14 protein-coding genes and 3 tRNA genes are annotated in these 15,347 nt (G+C 73.4%); 3 read left to right on the top strand and 14 right to left on the bottom strand.

Annotated features, from left to right (window positions below; genetic code table 11):
- Nucleotides 1-378 precede the first annotated feature (378 nt).
- The 4 genes from FGI33_RS14150 to FGI33_RS14135 all read right to left on the bottom strand — a co-directional run bounded on the left by FGI33_RS14150 (nt 379) and on the right by FGI33_RS14135 (nt 1,983).
- Nucleotides 379-576, bottom strand: a complete 198-nt coding sequence (locus FGI33_RS14150) for a hypothetical protein (protein ID WP_119434115.1) — start codon at nt 574-576, stop codon at nt 379-381.
- Nucleotides 577-744: 168 nt separating this feature from the next.
- Nucleotides 745-818, bottom strand: a tRNA-Met gene (locus FGI33_RS14145).
- Between the two features lie 40 nt (nt 819-858).
- Nucleotides 859-930 (bottom strand) — tRNA-Thr (locus FGI33_RS14140).
- A 114-nt stretch (nt 931-1,044) separates the two neighbouring features.
- Nucleotides 1,045-1,983 (bottom strand): aldo/keto reductase, encoded by a 939-nt coding sequence (locus FGI33_RS14135; protein ID WP_119434116.1) that lies wholly within the window; start codon nt 1,981-1,983, stop codon nt 1,045-1,047.
- 127 nt (nt 1,984-2,110) lie between these two features.
- On the opposite strand from FGI33_RS14135, the gene FGI33_RS14130 reads away from it, so the two are divergent.
- Complete coding sequence (locus tag FGI33_RS14130) at nt 2,111-3,850, top strand: glycoside hydrolase family 13 protein (protein WP_119434117.1); 1,740 nt, start codon at nt 2,111-2,113, stop codon at nt 3,848-3,850.
- 81 nt (nt 3,851-3,931) lie between these two features.
- Here the strand turns inward: FGI33_RS14130 and FGI33_RS14125 are convergent, their stop codons facing one another.
- The 5 genes from FGI33_RS14125 to FGI33_RS14105 form a co-directional block, all read right to left on the bottom strand.
- Nucleotides 3,932-5,170, bottom strand: coding sequence for a peptidoglycan DD-metalloendopeptidase family protein (locus tag FGI33_RS14125; RefSeq protein ID WP_237582047.1), 1,239 nt, complete (start codon nt 5,168-5,170; stop codon nt 3,932-3,934).
- 226 nt (nt 5,171-5,396) lie between these two features.
- A complete protein-coding gene (locus tag FGI33_RS14120) occupies nt 5,397-6,206 on the bottom strand; it encodes an inositol monophosphatase family protein (RefSeq protein WP_119435659.1) in 810 nt (269 codons plus the stop codon).
- A gap of 45 nt (nt 6,207-6,251) precedes the next feature.
- Nucleotides 6,252-6,998 carry a YoaK family protein gene (locus FGI33_RS14115; protein WP_237582046.1) on the bottom strand — a complete coding sequence of 249 codons (747 nt, stop codon included), beginning with the start codon at nt 6,996-6,998 and terminating at the stop codon, nt 6,252-6,254.
- A 113-nt stretch (nt 6,999-7,111) separates the two neighbouring features.
- Nucleotides 7,112-8,098 (bottom strand): aldo/keto reductase, encoded by a 987-nt coding sequence (locus tag FGI33_RS14110; protein WP_237582045.1) that lies wholly within the window; start codon nt 8,096-8,098, stop codon nt 7,112-7,114.
- A 116-nt stretch (nt 8,099-8,214) separates the two neighbouring features.
- A tRNA-Tyr gene (locus FGI33_RS14105) sits at nt 8,215-8,296 on the bottom strand.
- A gap of 130 nt (nt 8,297-8,426) precedes the next feature.
- Here FGI33_RS14105 and FGI33_RS14100 point away from each other — a divergent pair.
- Both FGI33_RS14100 and cls read left to right on the top strand, forming a co-directional pair.
- Nucleotides 8,427-8,915: a YajQ family cyclic di-GMP-binding protein gene (locus FGI33_RS14100; RefSeq protein WP_119435083.1), complete on the top strand. Its 489-nt coding sequence runs from the start codon at nt 8,427-8,429 to the stop codon at nt 8,913-8,915.
- A 90-nt stretch (nt 8,916-9,005) separates the two neighbouring features.
- Entirely contained in the window at nt 9,006-10,475 is a 1,470-nt protein-coding gene (gene cls / locus FGI33_RS14095; RefSeq protein ID WP_119435082.1) for a cardiolipin synthase, read from the top strand.
- Between the two features lie 27 nt (nt 10,476-10,502).
- Here cls and FGI33_RS14090 read toward each other — a convergent pair whose 3' ends face one another.
- The 5 genes from FGI33_RS14090 to ubiE all read right to left on the bottom strand — a co-directional run bounded on the left by FGI33_RS14090 (nt 10,503) and on the right by ubiE (nt 15,236).
- Nucleotides 10,503-10,991: a MarR family winged helix-turn-helix transcriptional regulator gene (locus tag FGI33_RS14090; protein WP_119435081.1), complete on the bottom strand. Its 489-nt coding sequence runs from the start codon at nt 10,989-10,991 to the stop codon at nt 10,503-10,505.
- A gap of 124 nt (nt 10,992-11,115) precedes the next feature.
- Complete coding sequence (locus tag FGI33_RS14085) at nt 11,116-11,808, bottom strand: prepilin peptidase (protein WP_237582044.1); 693 nt, start codon at nt 11,806-11,808, stop codon at nt 11,116-11,118.
- 123 nt (nt 11,809-11,931) lie between these two features.
- Entirely contained in the window at nt 11,932-13,302 is a 1,371-nt protein-coding gene (locus tag FGI33_RS14080) for an FAD-dependent oxidoreductase (RefSeq protein WP_119434979.1), read from the bottom strand.
- A 90-nt stretch (nt 13,303-13,392) separates the two neighbouring features.
- A complete protein-coding gene (locus FGI33_RS14075; protein WP_119434978.1) occupies nt 13,393-14,466 on the bottom strand; it encodes a polyprenyl synthetase family protein in 1,074 nt (357 codons plus the stop codon).
- Nucleotides 14,467-14,501: 35 nt separating this feature from the next.
- On the bottom strand, nt 14,502-15,236 hold the full coding sequence (gene ubiE, locus FGI33_RS14070) for a bifunctional demethylmenaquinone methyltransferase/2-methoxy-6-polyprenyl-1,4-benzoquinol methylase UbiE (protein ID WP_086505896.1): 735 nt from the start codon (nt 15,234-15,236) through the stop codon (nt 14,502-14,504).
- Nucleotides 15,237-15,347 lie beyond the last annotated feature (111 nt).

Below are 15,347 nucleotides of genomic sequence, written 5' to 3'. Positions count from 1 at the left end.
CCTCCCGTTGTGTCTGGTCGGGAACCGCCGGTGCGGTTCCTCAGGTCTCGTGGCTCTCGCCCCGATGGCCTCCGGATCCGCGTCGTCGCGAGGATCCGGGTTGCTCGGCCACCCGGTGGGGCGGTGAGGTTCTCCACTATATAACCCGAACTACAGACCTGTCATTCCACTACATCTAGTGTTTCGGCGTGTCGTGGCGCCTTCCGCGTCGTCATGCGGATCCGGGATCCCGGAGCGGATCCGACGGTCGTGCCGACCCGGCGTGTCGCCCCCGCCGAGTGCCGCCGAGTGCCGCCGGGGACGCCGTGCCCGAACGCGCGAGGGCCGCCGCGAACGCGTCGCGGCGGCCCCTCGTGCGCTAGGTGCGCGGGATGCGGATCAGGCGTCGCCCTCGCGCGCCTCCTTCTCCTCCTCCGACTCGCTGGCGGTGTAGTCGCCGCCGGCGGGCGCCTCGCGGCGCTCCTCGTCGTGCGCGTCGGGGACGGGGTTGCCCTGGGTCTTGTAGAGCACGTCGTCGTGCTCGGCGCCCGTGGCGTGGTCGTGGTCGGTGTGCTCCGTGGAGTCGTGGTGGGTCATGACCGGAGGCTACGCCGTGGCGGAGGACGCCGGAAGGCCGGATGCCGCGCGAGGACACGCCGCGGCGGCCCCGCGCGCAGAAGCAGGGCAGAGGAAAGGCCCCGGAACCTGGCGAGAGGTGTCCGGGGCCTATCGAGGAGGACGGATCCCGAGGGATCCGCGCTTCCGTAGCGGGAGCGGGACTTGAACCCGCGACACCACGATTATGAGCCGTGTGCTCTAACCACCTGAGCTACCCCGCCACGATCCCCGCGGCCGCCCGTGATCGGAGGCCGGGGATCGAGCCCCCAGTGAGGATTGAACTCACTACCTCTTCCTTACCAAGGAAGTGCTCTACCAATGAGCTATGGGGGCGTGCCCGGGCGCGTCGGAGACGCGCTGGAACCATACGACGATAGCAGGTCCGGGACCGCCCGCGAGACGCGCGACGGCCCCGGACCGGGGCACGGCCGGCCGGGCTGCCGGGGATCAGACCGCGGAGAGGTCCCGGATCTCGTCCGCCGTCAGCTCGAGCTCCACGGAGGCGAGGAGGTCGGGCAGCTGCGTGAGGTCGCGCGCGCTGGCGATCGGCGCGGTGACCGACGGCTGCGCCCGCAGCCACGCGAGCGAGACCGTCGTGACGGAGACGCCGTGGGCCTCGGCGACCCGGTCCAGCACCTCGAGCAGGGCGCGGCCGTGGTCGTCGTAGTACTTCGAGGCGGCTCCGGCGCGCGGGCTGTCGACCTCGGCGCCGCGGTACTTGCCCGTGAGGAAGCCGCTGGCGAGGCTCGAGTAGGGGGCGGACGCGATGCCCTCGCGGACGAGCAGCTCGGCGAGCGCGCCCTCGTAGTCGTCGCGGGCAACCAGGTTGTAGCGGTTCTGGAGGACCTCGAAGCGGGCGATGCCCTCGCGCGCCGAGACGTCGAGCGCGGCCTGCAGGCGCTCCGCGGTGAAGTTGGAGGCGCCGATCGCGCGGACCTTGCCCTCGGCGACGAGCTCGGCGAGCGCGGTGACGGTCTCCTCGATCGGGGTGTCCTGGTCGTCGGTGTGCGCGTAGTAGAGGTCGATCGCGTCGACGCCGAGGCGACGGAGGCTGGCCTCGACGCCGCGCCGGACGCTGTCGCGCGAGGTGCCCTTCGCGGCCTCGTGCGCGCCGACCTTGGTGGCGATGACGAGGTCGTCGGGGCGGCCGCGCGAGGCGAGCCAGCGGCCGATGATCTCCTCGGACTCGCCGCCGGAGTTGCCGGGCTTCCACGCGGAGTAGACGTCGGCCGTGTCGATGAAGTTGCCGCCGGCCGCGGTATACGCGTCGAGGAGCTGGAACGAGGTGGCCTCGTCGGCGGTCCAGCCGAAGACGTTGCCGCCGAAGGACAGGGGCAGCACCTCCAGGCCGCTGGATCCGAGGGGCACGCGTGCGGGGTTCGTCATGGCTGATCTCCTTCGTCCGGTGATGAGGGCGGTGGCCGCCCCCAGGGTCAAGCCGGCCCGCGCCCCCGGGTATTCCGCCGGCGGCCGGCGTCGGGAGCGCTCCCTGCCCGTCGCCTAGGCTCGACGCATGACTCCGCCTGCCCCCACAGCCCTGTCCACGGCTGCCCGGGACGAGACCTCGGCCCATCCCGACAGCGCGCCGCAGCACGGCACCGGATCCGAGTGGTGGCGCACCGCCGTCATCTACCAGATCTACCCCCGCTCGTTCGCCGACTCCGACGGCGACGGCATCGGCGACCTCCCCGGGATCACCGAGCGGCTCCCCGCGCTCCGCGAGCTCGGGGTCGACGCCGTCTGGCTCTCCCCCTTCTTCCTCTCGCCGCAGAACGACGCGGGCTACGACGTGGCCGACTACTGCGCGGTGGATCCGCTGTTCGGCACCCTCGACGACTTCGAGCGGATGCAGCGCCGCGCGCACGACCTCGGCCTCCGCGTGATCGTCGACATCGTCCCGAACCACACGTCCTCCGCGCACCGCTGGTTCCAGGAGGCGCTCGCCGCCCCCGCCGGCAGCGAGGAGCGCGCCCGCTACATGTTCCGCGACGGGAAGGGCGCCGACGGCGAGCTGCCCCCGAACAACTGGGAGTCGATCTTCGGCGGCCCGGCATGGTCGCGCCTCACCGAGCCCGACGGCACGCCCGGCCAGTGGTACCTGCACCTGTTCGACTCGTCGCAGCCCGACCTCGACTGGACGAACCCGTGGGTGCGCGAGCGCTTCCGCGAGATCCTCCGCTTCTGGCTCGACCGCGGCGTCGACGGCTTCCGCGTGGACGTCGCGCACGGCATGGTCAAGGCGCCCGGCCTCCCCGACTACACGCCGCCCGAGGGCCAGGGCAGCATGGGCGGCGCCGGCGGCGTCGACGACCAGCCCGCTCCCCCGCCGCCGTACTTCGCGCAGGAGGGCGTGCACGAGATCTACCGCGAGTGGCGCGAGATCTTCGACTCCTACGAGGGCGACCGCGCGATGGTCGCCGAGGCGTGGGTCGAGCCGCTCGCGAAGCTCGCCGACTGGGTGCGCCCGGACGAGATGCACCAGGCCTTCAACTTCAGCTACCTCGAGACGCCGTGGGACGCCGCGGCGCTCCGGCGCACCATCGACGCGTCGCTCGCGACCTTCTCCTCCGTGGGCGCGCCGAGCACGTGGGTCCTCTCGAACCACGACGTGGTGCGGCACGCGAGCCGCCTCGCGCTCTCGGGCGAGAACCCGCAGGGCGTCGGGATCGGGCCCAAGTCGACCGTGACGGTCGACGAGGAGCTCGGCCTCCGCCGCGCCCGCGCCGCCAGCGCGCTCATGCTCGCGCTCCCCGGCAGCGCGTACATCTACCAGGGCGAGGAGCTCGGCCTGCCCGAGGACACCCGCCTGCCCGACGAGGCGCGCCAGGATCCGACGTTCCACCGCACCGCGGGCGAGCGCTACGGCCGCGACGGCTGCCGCGTGCCGATCCCGTGGGAGGCCGGCAAGCCCTCGTACGGCTTCAGCGACGGCGACGCCAGCTGGCTGCCGCAGCCCGACGACTGGGACCGGTTCGCGCGCGACGCCGAGCAGGCGGATCCCGCGTCCACCCTCTCCCTCTACACGGAGGCGCTGCTGCTGCGCCGCGAGCACGGCCTCGCGCTCGGCGCGCTGGAGTGGATCGCCGCGGAGGGCGACGACGTGATCGCGTTCGAGAGCGCCGGCGTCACCGTGATCGCGAACCTCGGCGCGGCCGCCGTGCCGCTGCCCGAGGGCCGCGTGCTGCTCGCGAGCCGCCCGCTCGACGGCGACGCCGTGCCGTCGGACACCACCGTGTGGCTGATCCGGGACTGACCCGTCCCGGCACGACGACGCCCCCTCGCCTTCGGGCGAGGGGGCGTCGTCGTGCGGGCGCTGCGCGCGCGGGCCCGTGTGCTAGTTCGCGTGCTCCTGGAGCCAGGCGAAGGGATCCACCGGGGTGCCGTCCGCGACGTGGATCTCGAGGTGCAGGTGCGGGCCGGTGGACGCGCCCGTATTGCCGACCTGGCCGATCTGCTGGCCGACCTTGACGGCGTCGCCGGCCTTCACGCGGAGGGACCCCGGCAGCTGGTGGCCGTAGACGCTCGTGACGAGCTGCCCGTCGATGACGTGGTCGATGACGAGGTGGACGCCGAGGCCGCCGGAGTCGGTGGGCACGGCCTCGCGGACGACGCCGTCGGCGATCGCCTGGATGGGCGCCCCGAGGCCCGGCGCGAAGTCGACGCCCTTGTGGTCGCTCGAGCAGCCGTTGGAGCAGGGGGCGATGCGGTGGCCGAAGACGCCGCTGATGGGCACGCCCGAGGCGAAGGGCCACTGGATCGTGCCGTTGATGTCGTTCGTGAACGCGCCGGCGCCCTTCGACGTCTGGGCCAGCATGATCTGCTGCGGCGTCGTGGCCGTGAACGCGTCGTCCGTGCCGCCGACGACCTGGGCCTCGGGGGCCGCGGAGAGCGCGACGCTCTGGCTGGGGATCGAGGTGGCCGGCGCGTCCGTGACCACGGTCGCCTGCGCCATGTCCTGGCCGGTGAGGAACGCGGAGGACGGGAGCGAGGTCGCGATCGTGACGGTGGCGACGAACGCCATGGTGAGGAGCGTGAGGCCCCGCGACGCGTTCGAGCGGCGACGGCCGGCGGCGGCCTCGGGCGCCGGCGCGGCGAGCGCGGGGCGCGAGGAGGCGGGGACGCGGCGTCCGCGGATCCGGGCGTGCGGGGCGGCGGCGGGGACGCTCGCGCGCTTCGCGGGCACGTAAGAGGAGCGGCGCGACTCGGGCGCGGCGGCGGCCGTCGCGGCGCGGAGGCGACGGGCGCGGGTCGCGAGCGGCACGGACTCCGCGGCGGCCGCGGCGGCGGGCTCGGCGTCCGCGGGGAGGTGCGTGGTGGGGAGGGCGGGGGCCTCGACGGGGACGTGGAGGATGCGGGGCGCGGGGGCGACCTGCGCGGGGAGCGCCGTCGCGACGGCGGGCTCCACGGCGGGCTGCTCGACCGCGGCATCCGCAGGAACGGCGGTCTCGGCGTCCGGCGCGTCCACCCGGGGCGCGGATCCGCCCGTCGCCGCCTCGGCCGCTCGTCGCTCGGCCTCGCGGCGCTCGCGTCGCGTCGGGTACACGGTCCCCGTGGTCTCGTCGGGGGTCAGCACGAGGGCCGCCGGACGGAGGGCTGGGGGGCACGCGAGGCGTGGAGGACGGACAGGATCGTGGAGCTCCTAGCGCGAGGGACAGGGGGCTGCGCGGTGCCGGCCGACGGGGGTCGGGGCGTGCGCGGACGACCGGTTCCAGCCCGGTCGCGATGTAACGGATCGGTAAAGGCTAACCGCCGGAAGGGATTCGCGCCACCCGGGGGATGCGGACGAGGGCCCTCAGGGGCTATGCGCGCGGGCGCTCCAGCCGCTCCTCGAGGGCGCGCGCGAGCTCCGGATCCGCCGCGATGAGCAGCTCGTCGGAGGCCGGTCCGCCGCCGATCCCGGTCACGCGCGCACCCGCCTCGGCGGCGATGAGCGCGCCCGCCGCGTGGTCCCACGGCTTCAGGCCGCGCTCGAAGTAGGCGTCTGTGCGGCCCGCCGCCACGTTGCAGAGGTCGAGCGACGCGGCGCCGATGCGGCGGATGTCGCGCACCTCGCCGAGCAGGCCGGTGACCACGCGCCCCTGCCGCATGCGCGTCTCGGCGCCGTAGGAGAAGCCGGTGCCGACGAGGGCGAGGTGCAGCGGGACGCCGGCGTTCACGGCGAGCGGGCGGCCGTCGAGCGCGGATCCGCCGCCCGCCGTCGCCGTGTACACCTCGCCGAGCGTCGGGTTCACGACGCAGCCGGCGCGGGCGGTCCACGTGAGCGGATCCGCGTCGCCCTCGACCACCGCGACGCTCACGGCCCACGCGGGGATCCCGTAGAGGAAGTTGACGGTGCCGTCGATGGGGTCGACGACCCAGGTGAGGCCCGAGCTGCCCGACGTTCCCTCGGACTCCTCGCCGAGGAAGCCGTCGTCGGGACGTACGTCCTGAAGCGCCCGCCGGATGAGGTCCTCGGTCTCGCGGTCCGCGAACGTGACGATGTCCTCGGGGCTCGACTTCGACGCGGCGACCTCGACGCCCTCCCGGCGGCGGCGGAGCGCGAGCTCCCCGGCGCGGACGGCGATGTCGCGGGCGATGGTCAGGAGCGCGGTGTCACCGGGGGTCGTCATGCGACCACCCTGCCAGAGCCGTCGGGCGCTCCGAGGCGGGGCGGCTCAGGCCGGCGCGACGCCCGTGCGCTCGTCGACCGCCGTGGTCTCCGCCGCGGCCTCGCGGAGGCGCCCCCGCTCGATCCGGCGCGCGTTCCACAGCAGGGCCACGCCCAGCACCATGAGGCCGCCCGCCGCCAGCAGCGCCCACGCGCCGCCGACGTGCGTCGTGATGAGCGCGGCGACCAGCGCGCCGAGCCCCATGCACACGATCGCGCCGATGCGGCGGGCCCACGCGGCGCCCGTCCCGCCCGCGACGCGGCTGTCGGAGGAGAGGTTCACCATCGTCATGGTCACGACCACGGTCGACAGGTCGCGCAGGCCGATGCTCTTCACGGCGGCCGCCTGCGCGCCGAGCAGCAGCGCGAGGAAGCCGGTGATGGCGATCATGACGCCGGTCTCCAGCGTCCCGACCGCGAGCCAGACAACGGCGAGCGCGAGGGTCAGCAGGGTGCCGGTGACGAGGATCCAGACGGACGAGCGCGGCAGGTGCACGTCGGTGGGCGCGCGGCGGGTGATGCGCGACGCGATGACCGCGCCGAGCATGAAGGCCACGAGCGCGACGAGGTTGTTGAGGACGGGGATGTCGGCGACGCCCACCAGGCCGAAGCCGATGAACAGCACGTTGCCGGTCATGTTCCCCGTGAACACGCGGTCGAGGGCCAGGTAGCTGACGCCGTCAATGGCGCCGGTCGCGGTGGTCATCACGAGCAGGGCGGCGATGTAGGAGCCCTCGGGCCAGGGACGGGACACGGGCGGATCTCCTCGGGGCTCGGGCGACGGTCGCCCCAGGATACGGGCGGCCGCCCGCGCGGGCTCGTCGCGGGGCCCCGTCGACCGTCAGCCGGCCGGACGCGGGATGCGCCTCACGCGCTCTCGTCGCGCGTCGCCCGGGCGGCGGCGGAGGCGAGGCGGGAGACCTCGTCGTCGTCGAGCACGAGCTGCGCGGCGGGCATCAGCTGCCGGATCTGCCGGGCCGTGCGCGCGCCCACGAGCGCGCTGGCGACGCCGCGCCGCCCGAGCACCCACGCGATGGCGACCTCGGCGACCGTGACGCCGCGCATCCGCGCGACCTCCTCGGCGGCGCGCACCGTGGCGTGCCCGCCGGGCGACATGTACTGCTCGGCGTCGAGTGCCCGGGCCGACGGCACGGCGGGCGCCCCCGGCAGGTACTTGCCGGTGAGGAAGCCCTTGGCGAGCACGCTGTGCGCGACGAGGCCGAGGCCCTCCTGCCGCACGACCGCCTGCAGCCGCCCCTCCGCGTGGTCGCGCGCCAGCAGGCTGTACTCCTCCTGCACCACGCCCACGGGGACCGCGCCGGATCCGTGCGCGAGCGCGAGCGCCTGCTCGATCCGCTCGGGCCGGAACCCGGAGACGCCGACGAGCCGGGCCTTGCCCTCCTTCACCAGGTCGGACAGCGCGGCGACCGTCTCCTCGAGCGGGGTGCGGGTGTCGTCGAGGTGGGCGTGCACGATGTCGACGTGCGACGTGCCGAGGCGGCGGAGCGAGGCGTCGACCCCGCGGCGGATGGAGTCCGCCGACGTGCCGGGGGCGTCGCGGCTCTTGCCGACCTTGGTGCCGACCACCACGTCGTCGCGGCAGCCGCGCGCGGCCAGCCAGCCGCCGATGATCGCCTCGGACTCGCCGCCCGCGTGGCCCGGCACCCACTGCGAGTACGACGACGCGGTGTCGACGAAGGTGCCGCCCTCCTCGCGGTAGGCGTCGAGGATCGCCCACGCCTCGTCGCGGTCGGCGGTCCAGCCGAAGCCGCTCGTGCCGAGGCCGAGCGTGGAGACGACGACGCCGGACGTGCCGAGGGCGCGCGTCGAGGGGCCGGGGGCGGCGGGGAACATGGGAGAGGGATCCAGGCGGTCGGGCGTGCGCGCGACGGTGCGGGCACGGGCGGGCCCCGACGGACGCGTCGGGGACAGACGGACGGCCCCGCGCTGGCGGGGCCGTCCTCGTTCGGTGGCGAGTGAGGGATTCGAACCCCCGAAGGCTGAGCCGTCTGATTTACAGTCAGATCCCTTTGGCCGCTAGGGTAACTCGCCATGCGCACCCGACCTGTGTGATCACGGACCGGAGACGCTCGTCGATGATAGCGGGCGCCGGGCCGCGAACCGAAATCGTCGGATCCCGCCGCCGCGGGCCCGCGGCCGCCCGTCCCTTAACATGGTGGGCATGGCAGATTCCTCGTTCGACGTCGTCAGCAAGGTCGACCGCATGGAGGCGGACAACGCCGTCCACCAGACCCAGAAGGAGGTGGAGCAGCGCTACGACTTCAAGAACGTGGGCGCCTCCATCGAGTGGAGCGGCGACACCATCCTCATGAAGGCCTCGAGCGAGGAGCGCGTGAAGGCGATCCTCGACGTGCTGCAGTCGAAGATGATCAAGCGCGGCATCGGCCTCAAGAGCCTGGAGGAGGGCGAGCCCTTCGCCTCGGGCAAGGAGTACCGGATCGAGGTCACGCTCAAGCAGGGCATCGACCAGGCCAACGCGAAGAAGATCGGCAAGATCATCCGCGACGAGGGCCCCAAGGGCATCAAGAGCCGCGTCGAGGGCGACGAGCTCCGCGTCTCCAGCAAGAGCCGCGACGACCTCCAGCAGACCATCGCGCTGCTCAAGGGCGCCGACGTGGATCTCGACCTGCAGTTCGTCAACTTCCGCTGATCCTCGGGCGCCGCCGGGCCCCGGTCGACGCCTGTCCGGCGGGCGCCCGGCCCCGTCGACGCGCGGGTGCCGCCGGATAGACTCCGGCTGATGGATGCCTCGATGACCACCCTCATCCTCGCGGGGCTCGCGGTCGTCGTCGACTTCTTCGTGCGCATCACGGCCCTGCTGGTCATCCCCCGGAACCGCCGGCCGTCGACCGCCATGGCGTGGCTCATGGCCATCTTCTTCCTGCCGTACCTCGGCATCTTCCTGTTCCTGCTCATCGGCTCGACGCGGCTGCCGAAGCGACGCCGCGAGAAGCAGCAGGAGATCAACCGGTTCATCATCGAGTCGACCGAGGGCATCGAGCGGGTCACGCGCGAGCACTCGTGGCCGTCGTGGCTCGACTCCGTCGTGGAGCTCAACCGCACGCTCGGCGCCATGCCGCTCGTGGGCGGCAACCGCGCGAAGCTCTACAGCCACTACGACGAGTCGATCGCCGCGATGACCGCGGAGGTCGAGAGGGCGACGCGCTACGTGCACGTCGAGTTCTACATCCTCGCCTGGGACGTGACGAGCGCCCCGTTCTTCGACGCGCTCGAGCGCGCGGTGCAGCGTGGCGTGACCGTGCGCGTGCTGCTCGACCACATCGCCTCGCTGCGCGCGCCCGGCTACAAGCGCACCACGCGCAAGCTCACGGCGATCGGCGCGGACTGGCACCTCATGCTCCCCGTGCAGCCGCTGCGCGGGCGCTACCAGCGGCCCGACCTCCGCAACCACCGCAAGGTGCTCGTGGTCGACGGGCGCGTGGGCTTCATGGGATCCCAGAACATGGTGCACCGCAGCTACAACAAGGTCGTCAACCGCAAGCGCGGCCTCAAGTGGCAGGACCTCATGACCCGGCTCGAGGGCCCGATCGTGAGCGGCCTCAACGCGATCTTCATCACCGACTGGTACGCGGAGACCGACCAGCTGCTCGTGCGCGAGACGGAGCCCATCGAGATCGCGGCGTCCGACGACGACGAGGAGCTCGACTGCCAGGTCGTGCCGTCCGGCCCCGGGTTCCCCGGCGAGAACAACCTGCGGCTGTTCAATGCGCTGCTCTACTACGCGCAGGAGCGGATCGTCATCACGTCGCCGTACTTCGTGCCCGACGACTCCATGCGGTACGCGATCACCACGGCCGTGCAGCGCGGGCTCTCGGTGGAGCTGTTCGTCAGCGAGATCGGCGACCAGCCCGTGGTCTACCACGCGCAGCGCTCGTACTACGAGGAGCTGCTGAACGCGGGCGTGCGCATCTGGATGTACCGGGCGCCGTACATCCTGCACAGCAAGCACTTCACGATCGACGACGACGTGGCCGTCATCGGCTCGAGCAACATGGACATGCGGTCGTTCAGCCTCAACATGGAGGTGTCGCTGATGGTGCGCGGCCCCGGCTTCGTGCGCGAGATGCGCCGCGTCGAGGACGGCTACCGGCAGCGCAGCCGCGAGCTGACGCTGGAGGAGTGGAGCCGGCGCACCCGCACCAGCACGGTGCTCGACAACCTGGCGCGCCTGACCTCGGGCGTGCAGTAGCCGCGAGGCCCGTGCGCGCGACGCGGATCAGTCGCGGTCGGCGGCCGACGCGTCCGGGCGGTCGTCGTCGTGGGCCTGCTCCTGCTCCTGGGCGGTGGCGCGGTCGAGCACGTCCTGCAGCAGGTCGCGGAGCGGCGAGTCGCCCTCGCCGGCGATGTCGCGGCGGACCTGGTCGCCCACGCGCCAGATGACGGGCAGCATGTCGCGCCCGGCGTCGGTCAGGCCGACGGAGAGGCGCCGCTCATCGCTGGTGTCGCGGAAGCGGGTGACGTAGCCGAACACCTCGAGGCGCTTGAGCAGCGGGGAGAGGGTGCCCGGCGTGAGGTGCAGCTTCTCGGCGAGGTCGACGACCGCCTGCGGCTCCTCCTCATCGAGGGCCAGCAGCACGAGGTACTGCGGATGCGTGAGGTTGAGCGGCTGCAGCAGGGGCCGGTAGAGCGAGACCACCGCGCGCGAGGCGGCGGCCAGGAGCACGCCGGTCTCGTCCTGCAGCAGTGTGAGCGATCTCTGTGCCATTTCTTTTCCTCTGGCTCGTCAGTACGTCGATGCCGGGGTCTTGGACACTCCCTCCACCGTACGCCTGTCGGGGCGCGGGGAAGCTGCGCGCACAGGCAACCATCGGCCGGGGTCGTCCGCACGCTCACGCGAGCGTACTGGGAGCGGCCGCCACGAGGAGCGCGCCCAGCACCAGCCACGGCCCGAACGGGACGGCGGTCGACGCCCGGGCGCGGCCGCCGACGAGCAGGGCGGTGGCCGCGACGCCGCCGAGGAGCGTGCCCGCGGCGATGCCCAGCGCGACCTGCCCGGGTCCGAGCTGCCCGAGCGCCAGGCCGACGACCCCGGCGACCTTCACATCGCCCGTGCCGAGGCCGCCGCCCGTCGCGGCCTGCAGGAGCGCGAGGACGAGCACGGCGCCCGCGCCGCACGCCGCCGCCTGGAGCAGGAGGGGGGATCCGCCCGCGACCAGCGCGAGCGCCGCGGCGGCGACGGCCGCGGGGGCGGTGGCGCGGTCGGGCAGGCGGTGGGCCGCGAGGTCCGCGAGCACGAGCACCGGGCCGACGACCACGAGGAGGAGCGCCACCGGGATCCGCGCGGGTGGCGTCTCGGCGACGATGACGGCGGCGAGGATCCCCGTGACGAGCGCGGCCACCACCGCGGCGGCGCCGGCGAGGCCGGGGAGGGGATCCAGCGGGCGGGAGTCGAGGCCGTCGGCGCGGCGGCCGCCGGCGAGGGCGACGCGGGCGAGCGCCGGGGACACGGCACCAAGGGCGGCGCCGGCGAGTCCGGCGAGTCCGACCGCGAGGACCGGGACGGGCGAGGCGGCGGGGATCACGCGGCGACCCTAGGGGCTGCGGCGCACGGGCCGGACGGCCGGGCGCGCGGCTGGGGACGGACGACGGACGGGCGCCCGCGGGAGGACCGCGGGCGCCCGTCGGCGTCGATCAGGGGGTGCGGATCAGACGGACTGCCGCGGGCGCGACGCCTCGAGCATCTCGTCGCGCTCGACCACCTTGATGCGGGCGCGGCCGTGCGGCTCGCCCAGGGCGATCTCGTGCTCGTCGAGCGCGTGCCAGCCGGCGAGGTCCGTGTACTCGATGCCGCGCTCGGCGAGCAGGTCGACGATCGCCTGCTCCTCGGGCGCCTCGGGGGTCCACCAGTCGCCCTGGTCGTTGAGCACGTGCGAGACGGTCTCCATGGCGTCGGACTTGGTGTGCCCGATGAGGCCGATGGGCCCGCGCTTGATCCAGCCCGTGGCGTAGACGCCCGGGATGCGCGTGTTGTCCATGTCGAGGACCTGGCCCTCGTGGTTCGGGATGACGCCGCGGACCTCGTCGAACGGGATCCCGTCGACGGGCGAGCCGAAGTAGCCGACCGCGCGGTAGATCGCCTGGACGGGCACGTCGCGGAACTCGCCCGTGCCCTCGACGCCGCCCAGTCCGTCCGGACGCGTGCGCTCGATGCGCAGGCCCGCGACGCGCGGCTCGGCGTCGTCCGACGCGAGCACCTCCGCGGGGCGCGAGTAGAAGTGCAGGTGCAGGCGGCGGGACGCGGTCCCGGTCTCGCGCGTGCGCCACTTCTCCAGCACGCGGCTGATGACCATGACCTGCTTGTTGGTCTTCGCGGCCTCCTCGGCGGCGGGATCCACGCCGAAGTCCTCGTCGTAGACGATGACGTCGACGTCCGGCACCTCGCCGAGCTCGCGGAGCTCGAGCGGCGTGAACTTCACCTGCGCGGGACCGCGGCGGCCGAAGACGTGCACGTCGGTGACGGGCGAGTGCTTGAGGCCCGTGTAGACGTTGTCCGGGATCTCGGTGGGCAGCAGGTCGTCGGCGTGCTTGGCGAGCATGCGCGCCACGTCGAGCGCCACGTTGCCGTTGCCGATGACGGCGACCTCGCGGGCGTCGAGCGGCCAGTCGCGGGGGAAGTCGGGGTGCCCATCGAACCAGTTGACGAAGTCGGCCGCGCCGTAGGAGCCCGGCAGGTCGATGCCGGGGATGTCGAGCTCGGCGTCGCGGATCGCGCCCGTGGAGAAGATGACCGCGTTGTAGTGCTTCTGCAGGTCCTGCAGCGTGATGTCGCGGCCGTAGTCGACGTTGCCGAAGATGCGGATGTCGCCGCGGTCGAGCACGTCGCGCAGCGCGCCGATGATGCCCTTGATGCGCGGGTGGTCGGGCGCGACGCCGTAGCGGACCAGGCCGTAGGGCGCGGGGAGGCGCTCGAACAGGTCGATGGAGACGTCGAAGTGCTTCTCGGCCTTCAGGATGATGTCGGCCGCGTAGATGCCCGCGGGCCCTGCGCCCACGATGGCCAGCCTGAGCTTGGTCACTGGTTCTCCGGTTCGTCGTCGTCCCCGTGCCGGCCGTGCGGGGGCGTGGTGGTGCGGATCCCCGCGAGAGCCGGCGGGGACGAGCGGCAGCTATCGCGTGCGCTCGACGATGGTGTCGGCGAAGCGCGTGAGCGCCTTCTTGACCGGGCCCTCCGGGAGGGGGGCGAGCGCGTCGACCGCCTCGGCGGCCCAGCGGTGCGCCTCGGCGATGGTGCGGGCCGTGACCTCGTGGTCGCGGAGCTCGGCGATGGCGGCGGTGAGGTCGGCCTCGGACTCGGGCGTCTCGTCGTGCTCCACGTCGCGCTGGATGCGGGCGAGCAGCGCCGCCGCGTCCGGGTCGGTGGCCGCGAGGCGGGTCAGGTAGAGCAGCGGCAGCGTCGAGACGCCGGCGCGGAGGTCGGTGCCGGCGAGCTTGCCGGTCTCCTCGGGCTGGTCGGCGAGGTCGAGCACGTCGTCGACGAGCTGGAAGGCCACGCCCGTGCGCTCGCCGAAGGCCAGGACGGCCGACTCGAGCTCGGGATCCGCGCCGGAGTAGATGACGCCCATCTGCGCTGCGCACGCGATGAGGGACCCGGTCTTGTCGGCGAGGACGTCGAGGTAGTGCTCGATGGGGTCCTGGTCCTCGCGCGGGCCGATGGTCTCGTGCAGCTGGCCGAGCACGAGGCGCTCGAACGTCGCGGCCTGCAGGCGGATGGCGCGCGGGCCGAGGTCGGCGACGATCTTGCTGGCGCGCGCGAAGAGGAGGTCGCCCGCGAGGATCGCGACGGAGTTGCCCCACACGGCCTGCGCGCTCGGGACGCCGCGGCGCATGTCCGCCTCGTCCATGACGTCGTCGTGGTACAGCGACGCGAGGTGCGTGATCTCGATGGCGACCGCCGCGTCCACCACCTGCTGCGTGTTGCCCTCCCCGAGCTGCGCGATGAGGAGCGCGAGCATCGGGCGCACCCGCTTGCCGCCCGCGTCGAGCAGGTAGCGCGTGGTGACGTCGGCCACGTCGTCGGCGAACCGGACCTCGCGGAGCAGCTGCTCCTCGACGAGCGCGAGCCCGTCGTCGATGCTGCGCGCCATGCGGCGGTCGCCGGAGGACGAGAAGAGGCGGTCGGTGATGCTGGCGTGGGAGGCGACGGAGGTGCCGCGGCGGGCGAGCGGGATGCTCGGACTCATGTTCGGCGTCCTTGTCTGTGGGGGTTCACGCGCGGTCAGGACGCGGCGGGACGGGGAGCGGCGTGACGGCCGGCGGGCTTGACGCCGCGGTGCAGCGCCACGATCCCCGCAGTGAGGTTACGGTGCTCGACCGACGCGAATCCAGCCTCGCGGAGCCACGAGCTCAGCGTCTCCTGGTCGGGCCAGGCCTGGATCGACTCGTTGAGGTACTCGTACGCGCTGGCGTTGGAGCTCACGAGCTTCACGAGCGACGGCGCGACGGCCTTCATGTAGAGGTCGTAGCCACGGCGCACGAGCGGCACGGGCGGCGTGCTGAACTCGCAGATGACGATGCGACCGCCGGGCTTGAGCACGCGGAGCAGCTCGTCGAGGCCCTTCCGCGGCTCGACCACGTTGCGGAGGCCGAAGGAGATGGTGACGGCGTCGAACGAGTCGTCCTCGAAGGGGAGGTCGGTGGCGTCCGCGTGCACGAACTCGACCCGGTCGTTCCCGGCGAGGCGGCGTCGGCCGACCTCGAGCATGCCCTCGGAGAAGTCGGCGGCTACCACGTGGGCGCCCGACGCGGCGAGCGCGGCGCTCGAGGTGCCCGTACCGGCGGCGAGGTCGAGGATCCGCTCGCCGGCGACGGGAGCCACGGCTCGCGTGGTGGCGACGCGCCACAGCTGGTCGTTCCCGACCGAGAGGAGGGTGTTCGTGCGGTCGTAGGCGCTCGAGACCTCGTCGAACATGGCCGACACCTGGCCGGGCTTCTTGCTGAGGTCTGCTCGCATCACGCTGTCAGTCTATTCGGGCGCGCTGGGCACGCGGTGGGCGGCGGCCGGATGCCCAGGGGCCCATCAGAGGACGGGGGCGGCGGGCGCCGGCGGGGCCCGTGACGGGGG

This window comes from Clavibacter phaseoli, from assembly GCF_021922925.1.
Lineage (GTDB): Bacteria > Actinomycetota > Actinomycetes > Actinomycetales > Microbacteriaceae > Clavibacter > Clavibacter phaseoli.
The sequence above is the reverse complement of the archived record's forward strand: the minus strand, read 5'-3'. Positions and strand labels throughout refer to the sequence as shown.

Bases quoted from the DNA above. Each gene is read 5' to 3' on its own strand.
- FGI33_RS14110 (WP_237582045.1), bottom strand. From the start codon at position 8,098: ATGTTCCCCGCCGCCCCCGGCCCCTCGACGCGCGCCCTCGGCACGTCC.
- FGI33_RS14130 (WP_119434117.1), top strand. From the start codon at position 2,111: ATGACTCCGCCTGCCCCCACAGCCCTGTCCACGGCTGCCCGGGACGAG.
- FGI33_RS14150 (WP_119434115.1), bottom strand. From the start codon at position 576: ATGACCCACCACGACTCCACGGAGCACACCGACCACGACCACGCCACG.
- ubiE (WP_086505896.1), bottom strand. From the start codon at position 15,236: ATGCGAGCAGACCTCAGCAAGAAGCCCGGCCAGGTGTCGGCCATGTTC.
- FGI33_RS14075 (WP_119434978.1), bottom strand. From the start codon at position 14,466: ATGAGTCCGAGCATCCCGCTCGCCCGCCGCGGCACCTCCGTCGCCTCC.
- FGI33_RS14135 (WP_119434116.1), bottom strand. From the start codon at position 1,983: ATGACGAACCCCGCACGCGTGCCCCTCGGATCCAGCGGCCTGGAGGTG.
- FGI33_RS14100 (WP_119435083.1), top strand. From the start codon at position 8,427: ATGGCAGATTCCTCGTTCGACGTCGTCAGCAAGGTCGACCGCATGGAG.
- cls (WP_119435082.1), top strand. From the start codon at position 9,006: ATGGATGCCTCGATGACCACCCTCATCCTCGCGGGGCTCGCGGTCGTC.
- FGI33_RS14090 (WP_119435081.1), bottom strand. From the start codon at position 10,991: ATGGCACAGAGATCGCTCACACTGCTGCAGGACGAGACCGGCGTGCTC.
- FGI33_RS14120 (WP_119435659.1), bottom strand. From the start codon at position 6,206: ATGACGACCCCCGGTGACACCGCGCTCCTGACCATCGCCCGCGACATC.